Here is a 16310-nt window from a genome sequence, read left to right as displayed (position 1 = left end):
TGAGAGCGAAGCTGCTGTCGCACCATGGACCACGCCCCCTGAACTCTCAGACCCGACGAAAGCCGCATGCTCCTCACCACCAACGCTCCGCACCGCCGCCTGCTGCTGCAGGCCACGGCGACGGTGGCGTTGCTGCTGTTGGTCGGGTTCACGGTCCTGATGCACAGCATGCTCGGCCACACCACCGGTCATGAGCACGCCATGACCATGTCGAGCAGCGTCGCTGCGGACCAGCCCCACGGCGCAGGCGATGGCCATGCGGAGCACGTTGCCGCACCGGCCGGCGCGGTGATGACGGTGCTCAGCGCTGCCGGCTGCGACGGCGGGCTGTGTGCGCTGATGTGCTCCCTGATGGGGATGGCGTGCGCGCTGACGATCGCCCTGTTCGCATGGGCGCTGCTGCGGGCCCGGAACGGCGGGGTCCTCTACGTCCTCGCGCGGCTGCTCGCGTTGGCCGACCGGGTCGCGCGCGGTATCGCCGCGCCCAAACCGCCGTCACTGACGGCGTTGCAGATCATCCGCGTCTGATTTCGTTCCCGCGGGATCCACCCACCTCGGGAGGTTCCCGCATGCCCGGAAACCGGACCGGCACACGCCTGCTCGGATCACCTGACGCATCCACGGGAACGGAACACCTCATGCACACCACCACTACACGCGCCCTCGCGGCCGCCGCGGCTCTCACCATCGGCCTCACCCTCGCGAGCTGCTCCACGAACACCACCAGCTCGGAGGGCAGCTCCTCGTCGTCATCGACGCCGGCTGCGTCGGCGCACAACAACCAGGACGTCACGTTTACGCAGGGGATGCTGCCGCATCACCAGCAAGCCATCGAGATGAGCGACATGCTCCTCGACAAGGGCTCCGACGTCGACGACGATGTGGTCGCTCTCGCCAAGCAGATCAAGGCCGAGCAGGCACCGGAGATCACGACGATGACCGGCTGGTTGAAGGCCTGGGGCGAGCCCACCGAGATGTCGAGCATGTCCGGGATGGATCACTCCTCTATGTCCGGAGGGATGATGTCCGACGCCGATATGGACGCCCTCGACAAGGCGTCCGCCGCGGACGCGGGGAAGCTCTACCTCGAGCAGATGGTCCAGCATCACACCAGTGCCGTCGACATGGCGAAGACCGAGGTCGACAACGGCAGGAACACCGACGCGATCGCACTAGCGAAGTCGATCGTGTCGAGCCAGACCGAGCAAATTGACCAGATGAAGGACATGCTCGAGTCGATGTGACCCCGGTGCGGGCCGCAGCGGTAGCCCCCTCGCCGCCGCGGCCCGCGATCGGCTACCGAGACCTGTCCTACAGTCGGAACGTGCCTCGTCGCAGACGGATTTGTCGGACTTCGAAAGCCGGATCGGCGCGAGGTGCGCCGATGCCGACGCGTAGGACTGGAACTCGGTGCTCCCAGACGACGATGAGTGGTGGACCAAGGAACGCGCTTGCAGGCACCTCGGCATCACCGCGCGCACGTTCAACCGCTACATCGACGCAGGGGTGCTCGCCGTCAAGGTAAATGGAACCGTGTTCGTGCAGAGAGGTCCGTTCTTGGCCGAGTATCGCCGACGCCTCATCGCCCGCCGAGACTCGCGCTTCAAGAGCCACCCACCCGAAGATGCCGACGACGACCAGCCGCCAGCCTCCCCGTAGTTGCAGGTCTGTCCGTTTCGGCAGTACGCTTAACTCGCGTCGAGCGTGTGTGCCCAAAAGCCGATCCCACCGGGTCGGCTTTTTCATGCCGGCTTCTGGCCGTACCATCGAGACGCTCGGGTGAAGTGCGTCTCCTTCCCGAGTCGCGGTCACCCGCGATACGCTCGCTACCACGCAGCAGAACTGCGCAATCAGCCGGACCCACTCGGGGCCGGCTTTTTTCATGCCCAGAAATGCTCGGCGCATCGCCCTCGCTCGGGCGCCGCTTCTTCGCTCTTACGCGAAGACGCCGTGTGATCCACCGGCCCTTCAGAGGCATCCGCCGCATTGTCGGTCCTCACCGACGCCCAGAACTCCCGCGCACCTCGCGCGGGTCTGGCCGGACTCGGCCACCCCCTCAAGGAGGACAGCCATGCTCACGACGGACCACGTCATCGAGATGGCCGCGAACTCCGGCACCAACACACCCGCACTGATCGTGTGCGCCCTGTTCGTCTGGACCGTCTCCAGCGACAAGCGCACCAAGCGGGTCGTGAAGATCCTCAACGCCATCGCGCGGATCTTCAACCGCCGGAACTAAAAAGTCGCGCCTGCCGAGTCTGCAAGGAGAGCTCTGTCTCCATGTTTGTGGGCAGCTTCGCTCCGTGTCGTCGGAATCGCTTCCTTCGGTGTCGGGACGTCGCGGGTGCGCGAGACGGCCCGCGTGACTTGGGGTTCGGGTGCATAATGGTGGTGTCTTCGGACCCGGTAGTGGGGCTTGCCGGACCCAACCTCGACAGTTGTCGACAACAGTCCCTATCTCAGCTGGTCGCGCTTCTGCGCGCCTGAGGTAGGGAGTGTCATGACAGCACCAATCGGTTCCGGACCGGTCGTCGTCGGCGTCCTGCCCGGCCTCGCTCCGGGGGTCATCGAGGTTGCGTCGTCTATCGCGCGGCGCTTCGGTACGACGCTGGTGTGCGTCAGCGTGGATGCATCGCTCTTCGATGCCGGTACGCGCTCGGACGGGTCGGTGATGGTGGAACCGATCGACCCTGACACCGCTGACACGACACCGCAGGGCTTGTCGGACAGTGACAAGGCGGCAGTACGTGCTGCCGCAACGACCTACGGCGTCGACGTCACGTTCGTCCCGGGTGTCGGGGATCCGAGCCGGGCACTGTCGCAGGTGGCCGAAGACCGCGACGCGGCGATGCTGGTCGTCGGGGCCAGGACGGGAGCGGGTCGAATCGCGGAGTTCTTCACGGGGTCGGTCGCGGTACGGCTGACCCATCAGCAGCACCGTTCAGTGCTCGTAGTGCCCGTTGATCCGGTCGGGTTCGATGCCCCACTGCCGTTGGACACCCCGTGACCGGCCAGCTTGTTCTGCTCCGCCACGGACAGAGCACTGCGAACGCTGCCGGTACCTTCACCGGCTTGCGAGACGTCGCGCTGACCGAACAGGGCAGCGCCGAAGCGAATCGGGCTGGGTTGCTACTTCTGCATGCCGGCATCCGACCGGACCTCGTGCTCACGTCGACGCTCGAGCGGGCGCTCCACACGGCGGAGCTCGTCACCGACGTCCTCGGACGTGATGCGCCGATCGAGTCGACGTGGCGGTTGAACGAGCGGAACTACGGCGCCCTCACCGGCATGTCCAAGCAGAATGCGCAAGCGGCGTTGGGGGCGGAGCAGTTCTTCGCTGTTCGTCGGACCCGCACGGGACGGCCACCACGCATGTCGATCCGCGCGTGGCTGGCGCTCCGGCGGACGCCGGCGCTTCGTGGACTGCCGTGGGCGGCACTTCGTCGAACCGAAACACTCTCCGACGTCATCCGCCGGGTCCAACCCGTCCTGTCGCACAGCATCACCCCGGCACTCCGCGACGGGCAGACAGTGCTCGTCGTCGCGCACGGCAACTCACTGCAGGCACTGTGTGCCTGCATGGACGGCCTAACTGACGGTGAGCTCGCGGACCTGAACCTCCCCACGGGCGAACCCCTGATCTACCGGTTCGACGGCGACGGTGGGTTCTGTCCGCGGGGTGGGGAGTACCTGCATCCGGCAGCACGAGCAGCAGCGGCAGCGGTCGCTGCGGAAGGTGGAACATGACCTCCCGAACGGACACGCACCTGCCCGATGGGCAGCTCCCGCCCGACCCAGACATCGACGCCAACGACCCGGAACGTATCGACCGGCCAGTGCATCTGCGGTGGCGGTACCTCGGTGTCGTCGCACTCGGCGGCGCCATCGGTACCGCCGCACGCGACGGACTCAGCACCGCCTTCCCCGCTCAGCAGGAGGTGTCCTGGGCGATCTTCTGGATCAACATCGCCGGCGCGCTCCTACTGGGTGTGCTGCTGGAACACCTCGCGCATCGCGGACCTGACGAGGGTCGCCGCCGGACACTGCGCCTGCTTCTGGGAACCGGTGTCCTCGGCGGGTTCACCACCTACAGCACCCTCGCGACCAGCACCGCGGTGTTGTTCCTCGCTGGCCGCGGGTTGGCCGGCACCGGGTACGCGCTCCTGACGGTCCTCGCCGGCGCGATCGCCACCGGTAGCGGCCTCGCGATCGCGGGTTTGGTCCGACCGAACGGGGCCACATCATGAGCGCCCTGGCCTTCCTCAGCGTCGCGGTCGCTGGCGGTGTCGGCGCGGCCGCACGGTTCTTCGTGGATGGTGCGATCAACCGGGGTCGGCAGTTCCGGCTCCCGGTCGGGACGCTGACGATCAACATCACCGGCTCGTTCCTGCTGGGCTTGATCACCGGCGCCGCCGGTCACCTCGGCGCCACCCCCGTCGCGGTGCTCGGAACAGGGCTCATGGGTGGCTACACCACGTTCAGCACCGCCAGCTTCGAGACCGTCCGCCTCGCACGCACTGGCCGCACCACCGCGGCTGCCGTGAACGGGCTCGGGATGCTCGTCGTCTCCGTCGCCGCAGCCGCCGGGGGCGTCACCCTCGGCACCCTCACTTGACCATCCGACTGGGAGACGAACAGCTCATGCACTTCGACATCACGATCGAGATCCCCCGCGGCAGCGGCAACAAGTACGAGGTCGACCACGCCACCGGACGGATCCGCCTGGACCGGGCGGTGTTCACCAGCATGGTGTTCCCGCAGGACTACGGCTCGATCGACGACACTCTCGGCGATGACGGCGACCCCCTCGACGCGCTCGTGCTGCTGCCCCGGCCCACGTTCCCCGGCGTCGTCATCGACGTCCGCCCGGTCGGGATGCTCCGCATGGTCGACGAGAACGGCGGCGATGACAAGATCCTCACCGTCCCCGCCGGAGACGTCCGCTTCGACCACGTCCAGGACATCTCCGACGTCGCCGAGCCGGTCCTGGCGGAGATCGAGCACTTCTTCGCCCACTACAAGGAGATCGAGCACGGCAAGCACGTCACCACCAACGGGTGGGCGAACCGTGTCGACGCCGAAGCCATCATCCGCGCCGCACAGGAACGGTTCACCCCGCACCCCTGACCGGCACCCGCGCACCCGACACCATCCAGTGCGCGCCCTGAACCGCCGTGGGGAGGCAACTGGCGCCCAGTGATCGCCAGGAGGTCGTCCCTCCGCCTCCCCGCGGCCCACACCCGCACGACCAACCCGAAAGGCGACAACCGCCGTGAACGACTACATCAGCAACGTCCACCACACCACCCACCATCAGGGCGAGTACGTGACCCACACCAGCCGCCCCGTCACCATCAGCAGCCTGCACGGCTCCCGGATCCTCGACTCCCGCGGCTACCCGACGATCCAGGTGCGTCTCGAGCTCGAGGACGGCACCGTCGTCACCGGTGACGCCCCCGCAGGCGCATCCACTGGCGCGCATGAGGCTGTCGAGCTTCGCGACGGCGGCAGCAGCTACGGCGGCCGCGACGTGAGCCAGGCACTGCACCTCATCACGACGGACGTCGCACCGATGATCACCGGCCAGTCGTGGACCTCGATCGGGCAGGCCGACGCCGCCCTCGCTGCCCTCGACGGCACCCCGAACCACCGCCGGCTCGGCGCGAACAGTGTCGTCGCGACCTCGATCGCGATGGCACGCGCTCTCGCCGCCGCAGCGGAGCTGCCGCTCTGGCGTTGGATCGCAGACGTCACCGGCAGCACGCCCCGCCTGCCCGTCCCGCACTTCAACGTGCTCAACGGCGGAGCGCACGCAGCGAACGCGCTCGACTTCCAGGAGTTCATGATCGCCCCGGTGAACGCCGAGACCATGACCGACGCGGTTCGGATCGGATCGGACGTCTACCACGCGCTGGCGGCACTGGTCCGGGAACGGTTCGGCAGTCTCGGTCTCGGGGACGAAGGCGGCTTCGCCCCGTCGATCGCCGCGCCCGAGGAGGCCCTCGACCTCCTCGTCGCCGCGATCAGTGCCGCCGGTTACGAGCCCGGCGTGGACACCGTCGCGATCGCACTCGACCCGGCGGCGAACGAGTTCGCGCTCGGTGACGGTAGCTACCGGGTCGTGGACCGCCGGCTCGACCGCGCAGGCATGGTCGACTACTACCGCGACCTCATCAGCCGGTATCCGATCCGGAGCATCGAAGACGGCTTCTCCGAAGATGACCACGGCGGCTGGAAGGCGATGTCGTTCGCGCTCGGCGACATGCTCCAGATCGTCGGCGATGATCTCTACGTCACCGATCCGCAGCGCATCCGCGACGGTGGGAAGGACGGGCTCTCGAACGCGGCGCTCATCAAGCCGAACCAGATCGGCACCGTCTCCCAGACCCTCGACGCGATCGGCGTCGCACGCTCGCTCGGGATGCGGAGCATGGTGTCGCACCGGTCCGGCGAGACCACCGACACGTTCATCGCGGACCTCGTCGTCGGCACCGGAACCGGACAGATCAAGTCCGGCGCACCCGCCCGCGGAGAACGCGTCGCCAAGTACAACCGGCTCACCGAGATCGCGGAGAACAATCCGGAGCTGCCCTACGGGCTGCGCTGACCCCGACCGGTCACCTCGTGGGCGACGCGCAGGAAAGCAGAACCAGCTGGCTGAGGCTCTCCCGACCAGATCGCCCGCAACGGCCGGGCAAGTGGCGGCCCAGCGAGCGGGACCCGCACCAGCGACCCGTCGTTGATGTCGGCGGCGACCGTGCGAAGGCTCATCACCGCCGGTGCAATTCCAGCCTGCGCGTTCGCCCGGATGATGCTCGTGGTCTCCAGCACCGCGGCCGGAACCGACATGCTCAAACCGGCCTCCCTGAGCCATGCGGCGAGGGTCGCGCGAGTTCCGGAACCTTCTTCCCGCAGGAGCAGAGCCGTCGCCGCCAGGACCTCCGCAGTGATCCCGGTCGACCGAGCCCAGGGATGTTCCGGCGCAACGACGACCGCGAGCTCATCGTCCGCGATCACCTGCGCGGACACACCTGCCGCCGTCACCGGGGTCTCCGTGAACCCGAGGTTCGCGCCACCCGACTGCACGAGGTCCGTCACCGCGGCGGAGTTGCCCGCGATCAGGCGCACCCGCACGTCGGGTTCGCGGCGGCGGAATTCGAGCAGCCAGCCCGGCAGCAGCAGCTCCGCGATCGTCTGTGACGCTGCGACGACGAGCGAACCCGTGGGAGTCCGCAGCGCAGCCACTCCTGCTTCGAGGTGGCGAGACGCGTCGAGGACCGGTCCGGCCAGCCCGACGACGAGCCTGCCGGTCTCGGTCAGCACCGACCCCGTGGTCGAGCGGTGCACCAACAAGTGACCGACCATGCGCTCGGCGACCCGGATCCGAGCAGACACTGCCTGTTGCGTGACGCCGAGCGCTCCAGCGGCAGCGGAGAGGGAGCCGGTCTCGGCGACGCGTGCGAGCACGTCGAGTGTGTCGAGGTCGAGGGTTCGGTCCGTGAGTCGCCGTAGTGCCACAATCATTGATTGTGCCCTGCCAAGAGGTTCCGGGTACCGCCAGAGGCAGGATTCGCGCAGGCTTGGCCCATGACAACGCTCCGCACGGACCCTGCACCCGCGAACGGTAGCCAGCTGCCCCAACGGCCGCAGACGGCGTTGTTCCGTGACCTGGAGCGGCCAGGCCTGATCGTGTCGAATCTCACACCGAACTGGTTCGCGTCGATCATGGGCACGGGGATCGTCGCTGTCGCAGCTGCGTCACTGCCGCTGCAGTTCCCCGGGCTGCGCCTCGCGGCGACGGTCGTGTGGGCGATCGCCGCGGTGCTCCTCGTCGCCCTCACGACCGCGACGGTGCTGCACTGGATCCGCTACCGGAGCACTGCAGCCGGGCACCAGCTCAACCCGGTGATCTCGCACTTCTACGGCGCACCACCGATGGCGTTCCTCACCGTCGGCGCCGGGACACTCCTGCTCGGCAAGGACTGGGTCGGCCTGCCCGCCGCCGTCACCATCGACTGGGTCCTGTGGACCATCGGCACCATCGGAGGACTGCTCACGGCAGTGCTCGTGCCGTACCTGGCGTTCACCCGCCACGAGAACAAGCCCGACTCCGCGTTCGGCGGCTGGCTGATGCCGATCGTCCCGCCGATGGTGTCCGCCTCCACCGGTGCGCTCCTGCTGCCGTACGCCCCCGCCGGGCAGGCGCGGGAGACGCTGCTGTGGTCCTGCTACGGCTTCTTCGGCCTCAGCCTCATCACGTCGCTGGTCGTGATCACGCTGATCTGGAACCGTCTCGCGCAGCACAAGGTCGGGGCCGCCGGCATGGTCCCGACTCTGTGGATCGTCCTCGGGCCGGTCGGACAGTCGATCACCGCGGTGAACCTCCTCGCATCGAACGCCCCCACCGTTGTCGATGCGAGTACCGCGCATGCCCTGCTGGTCGTGGCGCTGGTGTACGGGTTCGCGATGCTCGGCTTCGCGCTGCTGTGGACCGTCATCGCCCTCGCGATCACCATCCGCACTGCCCGCGAACACTTGCCGTTCAGCCTGACTTGGTGGTCCTTCACGTTCCCCGTCGGGACCTGCGTCACCGGCCTGAACGGGCTCGCCCTGCACTCAGGCCTGACCGTCGTTGCCGTCCTCGCCGTCATCTACTACGCCGGCCTCGTCGCCGCATGGATCACCGTTGCCCTTCGCACCTTTCACGGATCCGTCATCCGTGGCACCCTGCTGGCACCGCCACAGCCGGCATGAGTACCCCCGAGGAACTCGCTGACGTTCGATCGCTGAACGGTCTCGCGGAGACGTGGCGGACCGCGCCCGACGGCAGCCGACGGTTCGTCCCGAGCTTCGACCCACGATCCGGCGGCAGATTCAGCCGTGTCCTGGTCCTGATGCAGTCGCCTGGCCCCCAGACCATCGCCGCAGCGCACGCAGCGATCTGCAGCGAGGACAACCCGGGCCCGACCGCGGCCGCGTTCCGAGCAGCCCGTATCGAGTCCGGACTCGCACGCGGCGAGTACGTCCGCTGGAACCTTGTCCCATGGGAACTGCCCGACCGCGTGCGACTCGAGGACATCGACGAGGGGCGGCATGCCCTCGCCACACTGTTCGCGGCCCTCCCCGCTCTCACTGCGATCGTCACGTACGGGGCCGTTGCCCTCGACGGCGTCATGCGACACTTCACCCTGGACGAGCACCCCCGACTCCTTCCGGTCATCGCAGCACCACATCCGTCTCCCGCCAACGGCCGCCACCGATCGGAACAACACCTCCGTTCCGTGCAAGCACTCCGGCTCGCCGCGCGAGCGCGGCAGACGTAACAAATACGAACGATTCCGCTACAACTGTCCGTCCCGACGCTCCGCCAGGGTGCGAGGCGGCGTGTCTTGTATCGGAACCCAGTCCCAGAATCTACGTCCCGCCACTACCCCCGCCAGTCGAGTTTCGCTACGTTCTCTTCATGGGTCACCTCCTCGGGTACGCGCGCGTGTCCACCACAGACCAGGACGCGTCGCTCCAGATCGACGCGCTGGGCGCCGCTGGCTGCTACCGCGTGTTCGTCGACACCATGTCGGGGTCCCTTCAACACCGACCCGAACTCGACAAGCTCCTCGACCAGCTCCGCCCCGGCGACACCCTCGTCGTCTGGCGACTCGACCGGCTCGGTCGCTCCATCCGGCACCTCATCGATCAGCTGCACGCTCTCGCCGAGCGCGGTGTCGGGTTCCGCTCCCTGCAAGAGACCATCGACACCACCTCACCCGGCGGACGGCTCGTGTTCCATGTCTTCGCCGCGTTGGCGGAGTTCGAACGGGACCTCATCAAGGAACGCACCAACGCCGGGCTCGCCGCCGCCCGCGCCCGCGGGCGCACCGGCGGCCGACCGTCTCGCCTCTCCGCGGACCAGGTGCGCACCGCACGCCGGCTCTACGAGCAGCAGGACATGACCGTCGCGCAGATTGGCGACGTGCTCGGCGTCAGCCGCACCACCATCTACCGGGCACTCGCGAAGCACGCCGAGCCGGTCGCGGCGCGACGAACCAAGCCTTCCCCAACGATGTAGCTGGCCATGGACGCGAGCGAGCGGTGGCGCATCCTTCGACTGCACGTCGAGGACGCCATCCCGCTCACCACCCTGGCCCGCACCACGGGCGTCGCCGAGCGCACCCTGCAACGCTGGCTCGCCGGCAACCGAACAGGCGGATACACGGCTCTCGCCGACGGCACCCGCACCGATCATGGCGCCCGACGGACGGCACCGGAACTGGTGCGCCTGATTGGGGGGCTCGCACTCACCAAGCCACGACCCTCGATCGCCACGATTCGCCGTCAGATCGGCATCCACTGCAGCGGACGCGGACTGCCGTCACGGTCGTACTCCGTCATGCGGTCGATCGTGACCACCCTCGACCCCGGGATGGTGACGCTTGCGCTGGAGGGGCCGGCGTCGTACGGGGAGCTCGGGAAGACACTCGACCCCGACGACTTCAGCGATGCACAAACCATCGCCGCCGTCGAACGAATCACCCGCGGTAACTTCCGCCTCCTCGAACACCTGCTCCTTCAGATCCAACGCGTCCTGAGGATCAACGAGCTCGACGTCACCACCAACGACGTCGTCGAAGCCGCCCGCAGCACCCTCGTCATCGGCACCACCCGACCCGACGCCGATCGCAGCGAAAACGACGATACAGAGCGAGGCTGCTCACAGGGTCGCGACGGACCTGACCAGCAGCAGTTATCGGTCCCAATTGACGGAGTCATCGAACGCACGGCTCGCTGCGTCTGTGAAGGCCGAAGCGCTGCCGCTGAGCCGCTCCCGTAGTGCTCGTTCCACGAATTCTCGGCGGAAATCCGCGTGCAGGCCTTCGGACGCCCAGCCGAAGTACGGGTGCTGCTCAAACCCCGCATCGATACTGTCGACCCGCCCAAGCAGATTCGCGATTTGCTCCTCCGTCAACGAGGGGCGCAGGAGCATGTACTGATCCGTGAGCGCATCCGTATCGATCGCGATCGCCTCGTGGCCGGGCGCCCATTCCACCACCACTCCATCCTCGAAGCGGCCACCGCCGCCGTGGAGTAGCGGATTGCGGAACTCGCGCGCGAGGTCGCCCAGTTCCATCTTCAGCCGAGCAGTCTCCGCGTCGTGAGGTTTTGGAAAAGCTATGTCGAACTGCTGAGCCCACTGCCCAGTCAGTAGATCTTCGAGGGAGAAACCCTCATCCAGGACTGCAGGCGAGAATGACGAGAGAATCACGAGCAGGTGTTGCACCCAGGCGAAGTATCCCGCAACGAGCGCTGTTGCCCGATAGGACTGTTCCCGCTCCCGAAAGGTTGCGCCGAGCAGGCTCCCGAACAGCTGCTGGATGGCTTCCGAGGTTTCAAGTTTCGCCGTAGCCCGACCTGACACTTGCACCGGATTTGCGACTTTCGCGCGCTCGATCGTCTGACGGTGAAAGTCGACCATCCCGCGGTAACGCGGTAACTGATTCAGGACGACGGCTCGACCGGCTCGGATGCTGGGGCTGAGTCGGGGCGTCACAATACGGCTATACAGCGATCTGGCGGCTTTCAACAGGCGCGTTGCGATGGCTGCGGAGTCCGCTGGCTCCCCATGATCGTTTGATTGTGGGCCAAACAAGTCGAGCCGTATGCCGGACTTCGTCCAGCGGAGTCGGCAGCTTCTACCGTTGAGACTGAACGAGTACAACCAACGTGTCTTGTCAAATGCTGGCTCCGAAAATGCACCTAGGCTCCGGAACAGGAGGTCGAACATCCCCTCGTAGGCGACCGCGGCAACCGGTAGACGGTGGGTGTAAACGGGACCCGAGTCATCGGGGGCGGCATCCGCCGGCTCGAACCCCCGGAGCTCCCGCTGTAGGACGCCCACGACAGCGTCGGCGATATTCTGCGCAGTCTCATTCTCCACTCGATGAAGGTACCGCTCATCGACAGAGTGTCACGCGGGGTTCTGCGCTGCGTGACGACCGCCCTGTCGGCCAGATATTCGGGACCGTCGAGTCGCGCCGCGCCGCGCCGCGCCGCGCCGGATCTTGCGTGTGGGATAGACCTCCGGTGGATGGCAAGTGAACTAGTCTGCGCCGCTGTCCGGGAACTCGGCCGGATCGATGCCGTCGAGCAGGGCATCGTATGCACGCAGATCAACCGCCATGGCGGTGCCAACGGACTGCAGCCTGCGGAACAGACGCAACGCGAAGAAGATCAGTTGAGTACCCGGTGAAGACACTTCTAGACCCGGACTCAGGAGTTCCAAGTTCGCGCTGTCGAGAACGTGATCGAAAGCGTTGTGCTCTAGGGCGAGCCCCATATCGAGATGAGCGTCGCCGTGGTGGCTGGCCAGTTGCGCTTTCGCCGCGGGCGAGTCAAATCCGTTCGTCCATCCGCTCCGGAGCCCGACGATGCCGCCAAGAATGGGTCGAGATTCAGGCGGAGGCCCATCATGCGTACCCGAGATGTCCACGATCGGTCCGGACCGGCGGACGAGGCGGCGGACGCTCGCGACCTTCTCGGCCGCGTACCTCAGGGTCCCTGCCGCGACCTCGGGCTTCACCTCGAGGACCGCGTACACGCTCTCGACGGGCACGATGCGGCTGGATCCGGCCTCGAACCATAGTGGCGAGTACTGGCGGTCGTAAATTGCAAGATCAATCTGCTCGCTCTGATCGCCGTTCGAGTCCATGGCGAAGATGGGGCCGATCTCGTACCGCCCCGGAAGGAACGAGCGGAGCATACGGCCCCAGTTCGCCTCCGACGCATCTCCAAGGGTGGTGGGGTGCTTGGTGAAGTCCAGCGGCAACTCGAGCTGAGCAGCCAGGAGGCGCTGTCGCTTGACGAACGCCTCTCTGATATCGACGCGATGTTGCTTGGCCATGCACCCCTCGTTTCAGTCCCGCATCCACCCTATGCGCGGATGTCGGTGGTCGACGCTAGCGTGAGGATCACCGAAAACTTGGAATCTGTGGAGTGCCATGACTATCACCGACTCGTTCGCGACCTTCCAGTCCGTCGTGAACGCGGACCCCGATCAGGTGGCCGAGGCCCGCCGACGGAGGCGGTTGTTCGAGCGTGCGTTCAAGTCCGAACCCGACGTCGTCGAGGTCGTACCCTCCGGCTCGTTGGCACGAGGAACTCACAAAGATCCGATCCACGATGTCGACCTCATCGTTGTTTACGACGCTTCTCAGCACGAGGCGTGGGGTGCGTCCGGTGCATCCGCCCACGATGCCCTCGATCATGCGCGCGCAGCCGTCAACCGCCTTCTCGGGGTCGGGGCAGGAACGGTCGACCAGCTGGTTCGCCTCGCCCGACCTCGAAACCACGCGGTCAAGTGCTTCTTGGACGATCCCGAAGACGTGGACGCGTTCACCGTCGATGTCATGCCAGCGCTCAGGACCGATCGGGGCTTCCTCATCCCCGAAGCGCTTAGCGAAGGATGGGTGGACGCGGATCCTGAGTACCTCATCGCGGAGGCTGCCCGAAAGCACTCAGAGTGGTCGCAGTACGCAGGCGCCGTCCGAATGCTGAAGTTCTGGGGTGCGGAGCAAGCGCCGCTGAAGGTCAAGTCGCTTGTGATGGAAGTGCTCGCACTCGAACACCTGTCCACTGACCTCAATCGACCTGCCGCGATTCGAAATTTCTTCACTGCGGCCGCGTTCCGGATCGACTCCGGGCTCGTCGTCGAAGACCCGGCACACCTTTGCGGCCCAATCCAGAGCGATCTCGACATGGACGAGCTCGGCTCTCGACTCCGGACCGCGTCGAACATCGCCATCGACGCCGGCGCAGCGCAAGTCGCAAACGATGACGCGCGTGCGAGTCGGCTGTGGCGAGAGATCTTCGGTGAAGAGTTCCCGGAGATTCTTGCGGCCGCTGGCGCAGCCGTCGTGCCGGATGGGCCACGGACCGTGAAAGACAGTCCGCAAGGGTGACGGACGAAGCAGCCCTAACCCGATGGTTCGACTGGGACCCGAGCCGGCTCCTCCGAGATGTCGACGAACTGGCTGTCATCGCGCCGGACCTGCTTCGTCGCACCCCGGAGGGTGAATTCCTCGCGAACGGTGGCTGGGTCGGCACACTGCCTCTATGGCCGTTTGATCGGCCAGCACCCCCGAACCTCGACGCACTCCTTCCGAACCCGATGAGCGTCGTCATCACCTACCCCTCGGCGTACCCAATGCTTCCGCCTCGCGTTTACCCAACGGAGCCACAACCAGCGATCCTCGAGGTCTCGGACACTGTCTGGCATGTCTCGCCGGGAGGGTCGCTGTGCCTCTTTCAGTCCGACGGAATGTGGGACCCCTCGGCCAGCATCGGAGACATCGTCCTCAAAAGCGCTGGCTGGCGCATCGAATACGAGCTGATGCATCGAGGCGCGATTGCTCGGATGACCGAACGGGGAATCGTCACAGACACGCACCTTGACTACCTCGTCGTCGAGCAGGCGAAGCAGGCGGCCGAGGAATGACGAACTCTCCGTTCGTAATGGTGCCGCGCGATGCCCTCCGTCTGATCAATGCCTCGTCGCGTCGTCTCGGCAACCTCCGATTCAAGCTCTCCGAGACAGACGGTCGCTTTGTCGTAGACGCTGTCGAGACGAGCGAGAACACATTCGTCGACGTGCGCCCCGATCGGTTGTTCGCATCGCTAACGTGGGGTGATCTGACTCGGTGGGGGCAATGGGCACGATCGGACAGCCCGGATCTCGCGGCAACCTACCTGCTGCTCACACGGCGACCGAACGGAGCCCTTCCCTTCGAAGCCCTCCATCAAATGGTCCCCGGGACCGACGACCCCGGCGCCATCTCAGGACTGCTCATCGTGAGCCACGAAGACGTTCCTCCGGAACTCAGGGCTGCGGGCATGCCAGAATTCTCGGGGTGGCTGGTCGAACGAGACGGTGTCGTCCCGTTCCCGGTTCATGCCGAGCCGGAGGACTTTGGCGCCTCCCAACTCACTGGTGACTGGCCGCTCCGTCAACTGGCGAAAGAGTCGATAACCATTGTCGGCACCGGCTCGATCGGCAGCGCGGCGGCTGACGCGCTCTCACGAATTGGCGTGGGGGAACTTCACCTCGTGGATCCCGATCGGCTTCTGTGGCACAACGTGATCCGCCACCGCCTTGGACCTGACTCCGTAGGTCGGTACAAAGTCGACGCCTTGGCCGCGTCCATAGCCGAGCGCGACGCGGACACGAATCCGGCTACTCGGACAACGCTCATCCCACACCGACTGGATGTCGTCGAGCACGCCGAGCTCTTTCGTCCGATCATCCAGGCTTCGACAGTCGTGCTCTGTTGCGCAGATGGAATTGCCCCGCGACGCGTGGTCAATCATCTGGCCCGTCTCGCTCGGACGTCTGCGATCTTCGCGTGTGTACTCAATGGCGGGAGTATCGGCGAGATCTTCCGATCGCGCCCGGGCCGCGGCCGAGGATGTCTGCTCTGTCACCGCGCCTACCTGGAAGCCAACGGGTGGATCGACCCGGAAGCCGATCAGGAACTCGGGTACGGCACTGGAAGTTCGCACAAGCCAATGACTGCGATCCCGAGCGACTTGCAGTTGGTGGGGCAACTCGCGGCACAGGCGACTATCGCAACGCTCCTCGAGTCGCGACAAGGAATGCCGGGCTCGCGCCTTCCGAGTGATCACGCCGTGATCGGGCTCCGGCCGGTGATGGCGCTTGCGGGCCCGTTTGGCGTCTCGGCGCCGGGGGAGCTCCGCTGGTCGGAAGTGCCACCCCATCGAGCCGCGTGCGCGACATGTTCTCTGACTTAGCCGCGCCGGCTCCCGGGCTCGTCAGGTTGAGTGCGGCAGCACGCCGTGCCATTGAAACCGAGGCGGTCCGGGCCGACGCCAATCTTGAGACGGGTGGAGTACTCCTCGGACATGACCTTGGGGCCGAGATCTTGGTGAGCGTCGCGGGTGGGCCTGGACCTGGGGCAGTGCACCAGGCGCGCAGGTTTGATCGAGACACGCTCTATGCCTCCAAACTGGCGGACGAGGCGTGGTACCGAGATCGTTCTCAATGGATCGGTGAGTGGCACACCCACCCCACCAGTTCGTTGATGCCGAGCCAAGTGGATCTGTCGACCTACCGAGCTCACCTGCGCCAGGGCAACATCGGCCCCAGCGCGTTCTTGTCGCTTCTTGTTCGGTCGCGAGGGCAGAACTGCTCGATGGTCGGCTGGGCTGTGACGCAATCATCGTTGGAACGGATCACGATCCTGTCGTAGTCCGGAATTGTCGTGCCTGCCAGAGGTGCCGCTCTACGTCAGTTCAGGTCGCAT

General features: G+C 66.3%; 21 protein-coding genes and 1 pseudogene. 18 read left to right on the top strand and 4 right to left on the bottom strand.

Annotated elements, in window-relative coordinates; all coding sequences use genetic code 11:
• Positions 1 to 66 precede the first annotated feature (66 nt).
• The 10 genes from ACLBWP_RS15305 (at position 67) to eno (ending at position 6607) form a co-directional block, all read left to right on the top strand.
• A complete protein-coding gene (locus ACLBWP_RS15305; RefSeq protein WP_166778688.1) occupies positions 67 to 528 on the top strand; it encodes a hypothetical protein in 462 nt (153 codons plus the stop codon).
• A gap of 110 nt (positions 529 to 638) precedes the next feature.
• Positions 639 to 1244, top strand: coding sequence for a DUF305 domain-containing protein (locus tag ACLBWP_RS15300; RefSeq protein WP_166778689.1), 606 nt, complete (start codon positions 639 to 641; stop codon positions 1242 to 1244).
• Positions 1245 to 1410: 166 nt separating this feature from the next.
• Entirely contained in the window at positions 1411 to 1659 is a 249-nt protein-coding gene (locus tag ACLBWP_RS15295; protein ID WP_166778690.1) for a hypothetical protein, read from the top strand.
• Between the two features lie 412 nt (positions 1660 to 2071).
• Complete coding sequence (locus ACLBWP_RS15290) at positions 2072 to 2239, top strand: hypothetical protein (RefSeq protein WP_166778691.1); 168 nt, start codon at positions 2072 to 2074, stop codon at positions 2237 to 2239.
• Between the two features lie 177 nt (positions 2240 to 2416).
• A complete protein-coding gene (locus tag ACLBWP_RS15285; protein WP_243692505.1) occupies positions 2417 to 3007 on the top strand; it encodes a universal stress protein in 591 nt (196 codons plus the stop codon).
• Entirely contained in the window at positions 3004 to 3747 is a 744-nt protein-coding gene (locus ACLBWP_RS15280; protein WP_447655816.1) for a 2,3-bisphosphoglycerate-dependent phosphoglycerate mutase, read from the top strand. Before ACLBWP_RS15285 ends, ACLBWP_RS15280 begins: the two co-directional genes overlap by 4 nt.
• Positions 3744 to 4247 carry a fluoride efflux transporter FluC gene (locus ACLBWP_RS15275; protein WP_228506157.1) on the top strand — a complete coding sequence of 168 codons (504 nt, stop codon included), beginning with the start codon at positions 3744 to 3746 and terminating at the stop codon, positions 4245 to 4247. The genes ACLBWP_RS15280 and ACLBWP_RS15275 overlap by 4 nt, the downstream gene beginning before the upstream one ends.
• A complete protein-coding gene (locus ACLBWP_RS15270; protein ID WP_055960823.1) occupies positions 4244 to 4615 on the top strand; it encodes a fluoride efflux transporter FluC in 372 nt (123 codons plus the stop codon). The genes ACLBWP_RS15275 and ACLBWP_RS15270 overlap by 4 nt, the downstream gene beginning before the upstream one ends.
• 26 nt (positions 4616 to 4641) lie before the next feature.
• On the top strand, positions 4642 to 5127 hold the full coding sequence (locus tag ACLBWP_RS15265) for an inorganic diphosphatase (RefSeq protein ID WP_055960822.1): 486 nt from the start codon (positions 4642 to 4644) through the stop codon (positions 5125 to 5127).
• Positions 5128 to 5272: 145 nt separating this feature from the next.
• The gene (eno, locus tag ACLBWP_RS15260; protein ID WP_083393829.1) at positions 5273 to 6607 is read left to right on the top strand and encodes a phosphopyruvate hydratase; all 1335 of its coding nucleotides are present in this window, start codon (positions 5273 to 5275) and stop codon (positions 6605 to 6607) included.
• Here the strand turns inward: eno and ACLBWP_RS15255 are convergent.
• Positions 6592 to 7245 (bottom strand): LysR substrate-binding domain-containing protein, encoded by a 654-nt coding sequence (locus tag ACLBWP_RS15255; protein ID WP_263090508.1) that lies wholly within the window; start codon positions 7243 to 7245, stop codon positions 6592 to 6594. The genes eno and ACLBWP_RS15255 overlap by 16 nt on opposite strands.
• Positions 7246 to 7314: 69 nt before the next feature.
• Positions 7315 to 7524 (bottom strand): annotated as a pseudogene (locus ACLBWP_RS15250) (helix-turn-helix domain-containing protein); the annotation flags it as partial.
• Positions 7525 to 7689: 165 nt separating this feature from the next.
• On the opposite strand from ACLBWP_RS15250, the gene ACLBWP_RS15245 reads away from it, so the two are divergent.
• The 4 genes from ACLBWP_RS15245 to ACLBWP_RS15230 all read left to right on the top strand — a co-directional run bounded on the left by ACLBWP_RS15245 (position 7690) and on the right by ACLBWP_RS15230 (position 10828).
• Entirely contained in the window at positions 7690 to 8754 is a 1065-nt protein-coding gene (locus ACLBWP_RS15245) for a TDT family transporter (protein WP_240614499.1), read from the top strand.
• Positions 8751 to 9323, top strand: coding sequence for a uracil-DNA glycosylase (locus ACLBWP_RS15240; protein WP_447655815.1), 573 nt, complete (start codon positions 8751 to 8753; stop codon positions 9321 to 9323). Before ACLBWP_RS15245 ends, ACLBWP_RS15240 begins: the two co-directional genes overlap by 4 nt.
• A gap of 140 nt (positions 9324 to 9463) precedes the next feature.
• Positions 9464 to 10066: a recombinase family protein gene (locus ACLBWP_RS15235; RefSeq protein WP_166778693.1), complete on the top strand. Its 603-nt coding sequence runs from the start codon at positions 9464 to 9466 to the stop codon at positions 10064 to 10066.
• 6 nt (positions 10067 to 10072) lie between these two features.
• On the top strand, positions 10073 to 10828 hold the full coding sequence (locus tag ACLBWP_RS15230; protein ID WP_252727483.1) for a helix-turn-helix domain-containing protein: 756 nt from the start codon (positions 10073 to 10075) through the stop codon (positions 10826 to 10828).
• On the opposite strand, the gene ACLBWP_RS15225 is transcribed toward ACLBWP_RS15230, so the two are convergent.
• On the bottom strand, positions 10742 to 11470 hold the full coding sequence (locus tag ACLBWP_RS15225) for a hypothetical protein (RefSeq protein ID WP_447655814.1): 729 nt from the start codon (positions 11468 to 11470) through the stop codon (positions 10742 to 10744). The two genes, ACLBWP_RS15230 and ACLBWP_RS15225, sit on opposite strands and share 87 nt — an antisense overlap.
• Positions 11471 to 12094: 624 nt before the next feature.
• Entirely contained in the window at positions 12095 to 12895 is an 801-nt protein-coding gene (locus tag ACLBWP_RS15220; protein WP_166778695.1) for a DUF6602 domain-containing protein, read from the bottom strand.
• 97 nt (positions 12896 to 12992) lie between these two features.
• Here ACLBWP_RS15220 and ACLBWP_RS15215 point away from each other — a divergent pair, with 97 nt between their 5' ends.
• Genes ACLBWP_RS15215 through ACLBWP_RS15200 form a run of 4 tightly spaced genes read left to right on the top strand, consistent with a single transcriptional unit; the run spans position 12993 to position 16256 of the window.
• The gene (locus ACLBWP_RS15215; protein WP_166778696.1) at positions 12993 to 13952 is read left to right on the top strand and encodes a nucleotidyltransferase domain-containing protein; all 960 of its coding nucleotides are present in this window, start codon (positions 12993 to 12995) and stop codon (positions 13950 to 13952) included.
• Positions 13949 to 14488: a hypothetical protein gene (locus ACLBWP_RS15210; protein WP_341849712.1), complete on the top strand. Its 540-nt coding sequence runs from the start codon at positions 13949 to 13951 to the stop codon at positions 14486 to 14488. Before ACLBWP_RS15215 ends, ACLBWP_RS15210 begins: the two co-directional genes overlap by 4 nt.
• The gene (locus tag ACLBWP_RS15205; protein WP_447655813.1) at positions 14485 to 15798 is read left to right on the top strand and encodes a HesA/MoeB/ThiF family protein; all 1314 of its coding nucleotides are present in this window, start codon (positions 14485 to 14487) and stop codon (positions 15796 to 15798) included. Before ACLBWP_RS15210 ends, ACLBWP_RS15205 begins: the two co-directional genes overlap by 4 nt.
• Positions 15783 to 16256: a Mov34/MPN/PAD-1 family protein gene (locus ACLBWP_RS15200; protein ID WP_447655868.1), complete on the top strand. Its 474-nt coding sequence runs from the start codon at positions 15783 to 15785 to the stop codon at positions 16254 to 16256. The genes ACLBWP_RS15205 and ACLBWP_RS15200 overlap by 16 nt, the downstream gene beginning before the upstream one ends.
• The last annotated feature ends 54 nt before the right edge of the window (positions 16257 to 16310 follow it).

This window comes from Microbacterium sp. M1A1_1b (assembly GCF_053345565.1).
The sequence above is the reverse complement of the archived record's forward strand: the minus strand, read 5'-3'. Positions and strand labels throughout refer to the sequence as shown.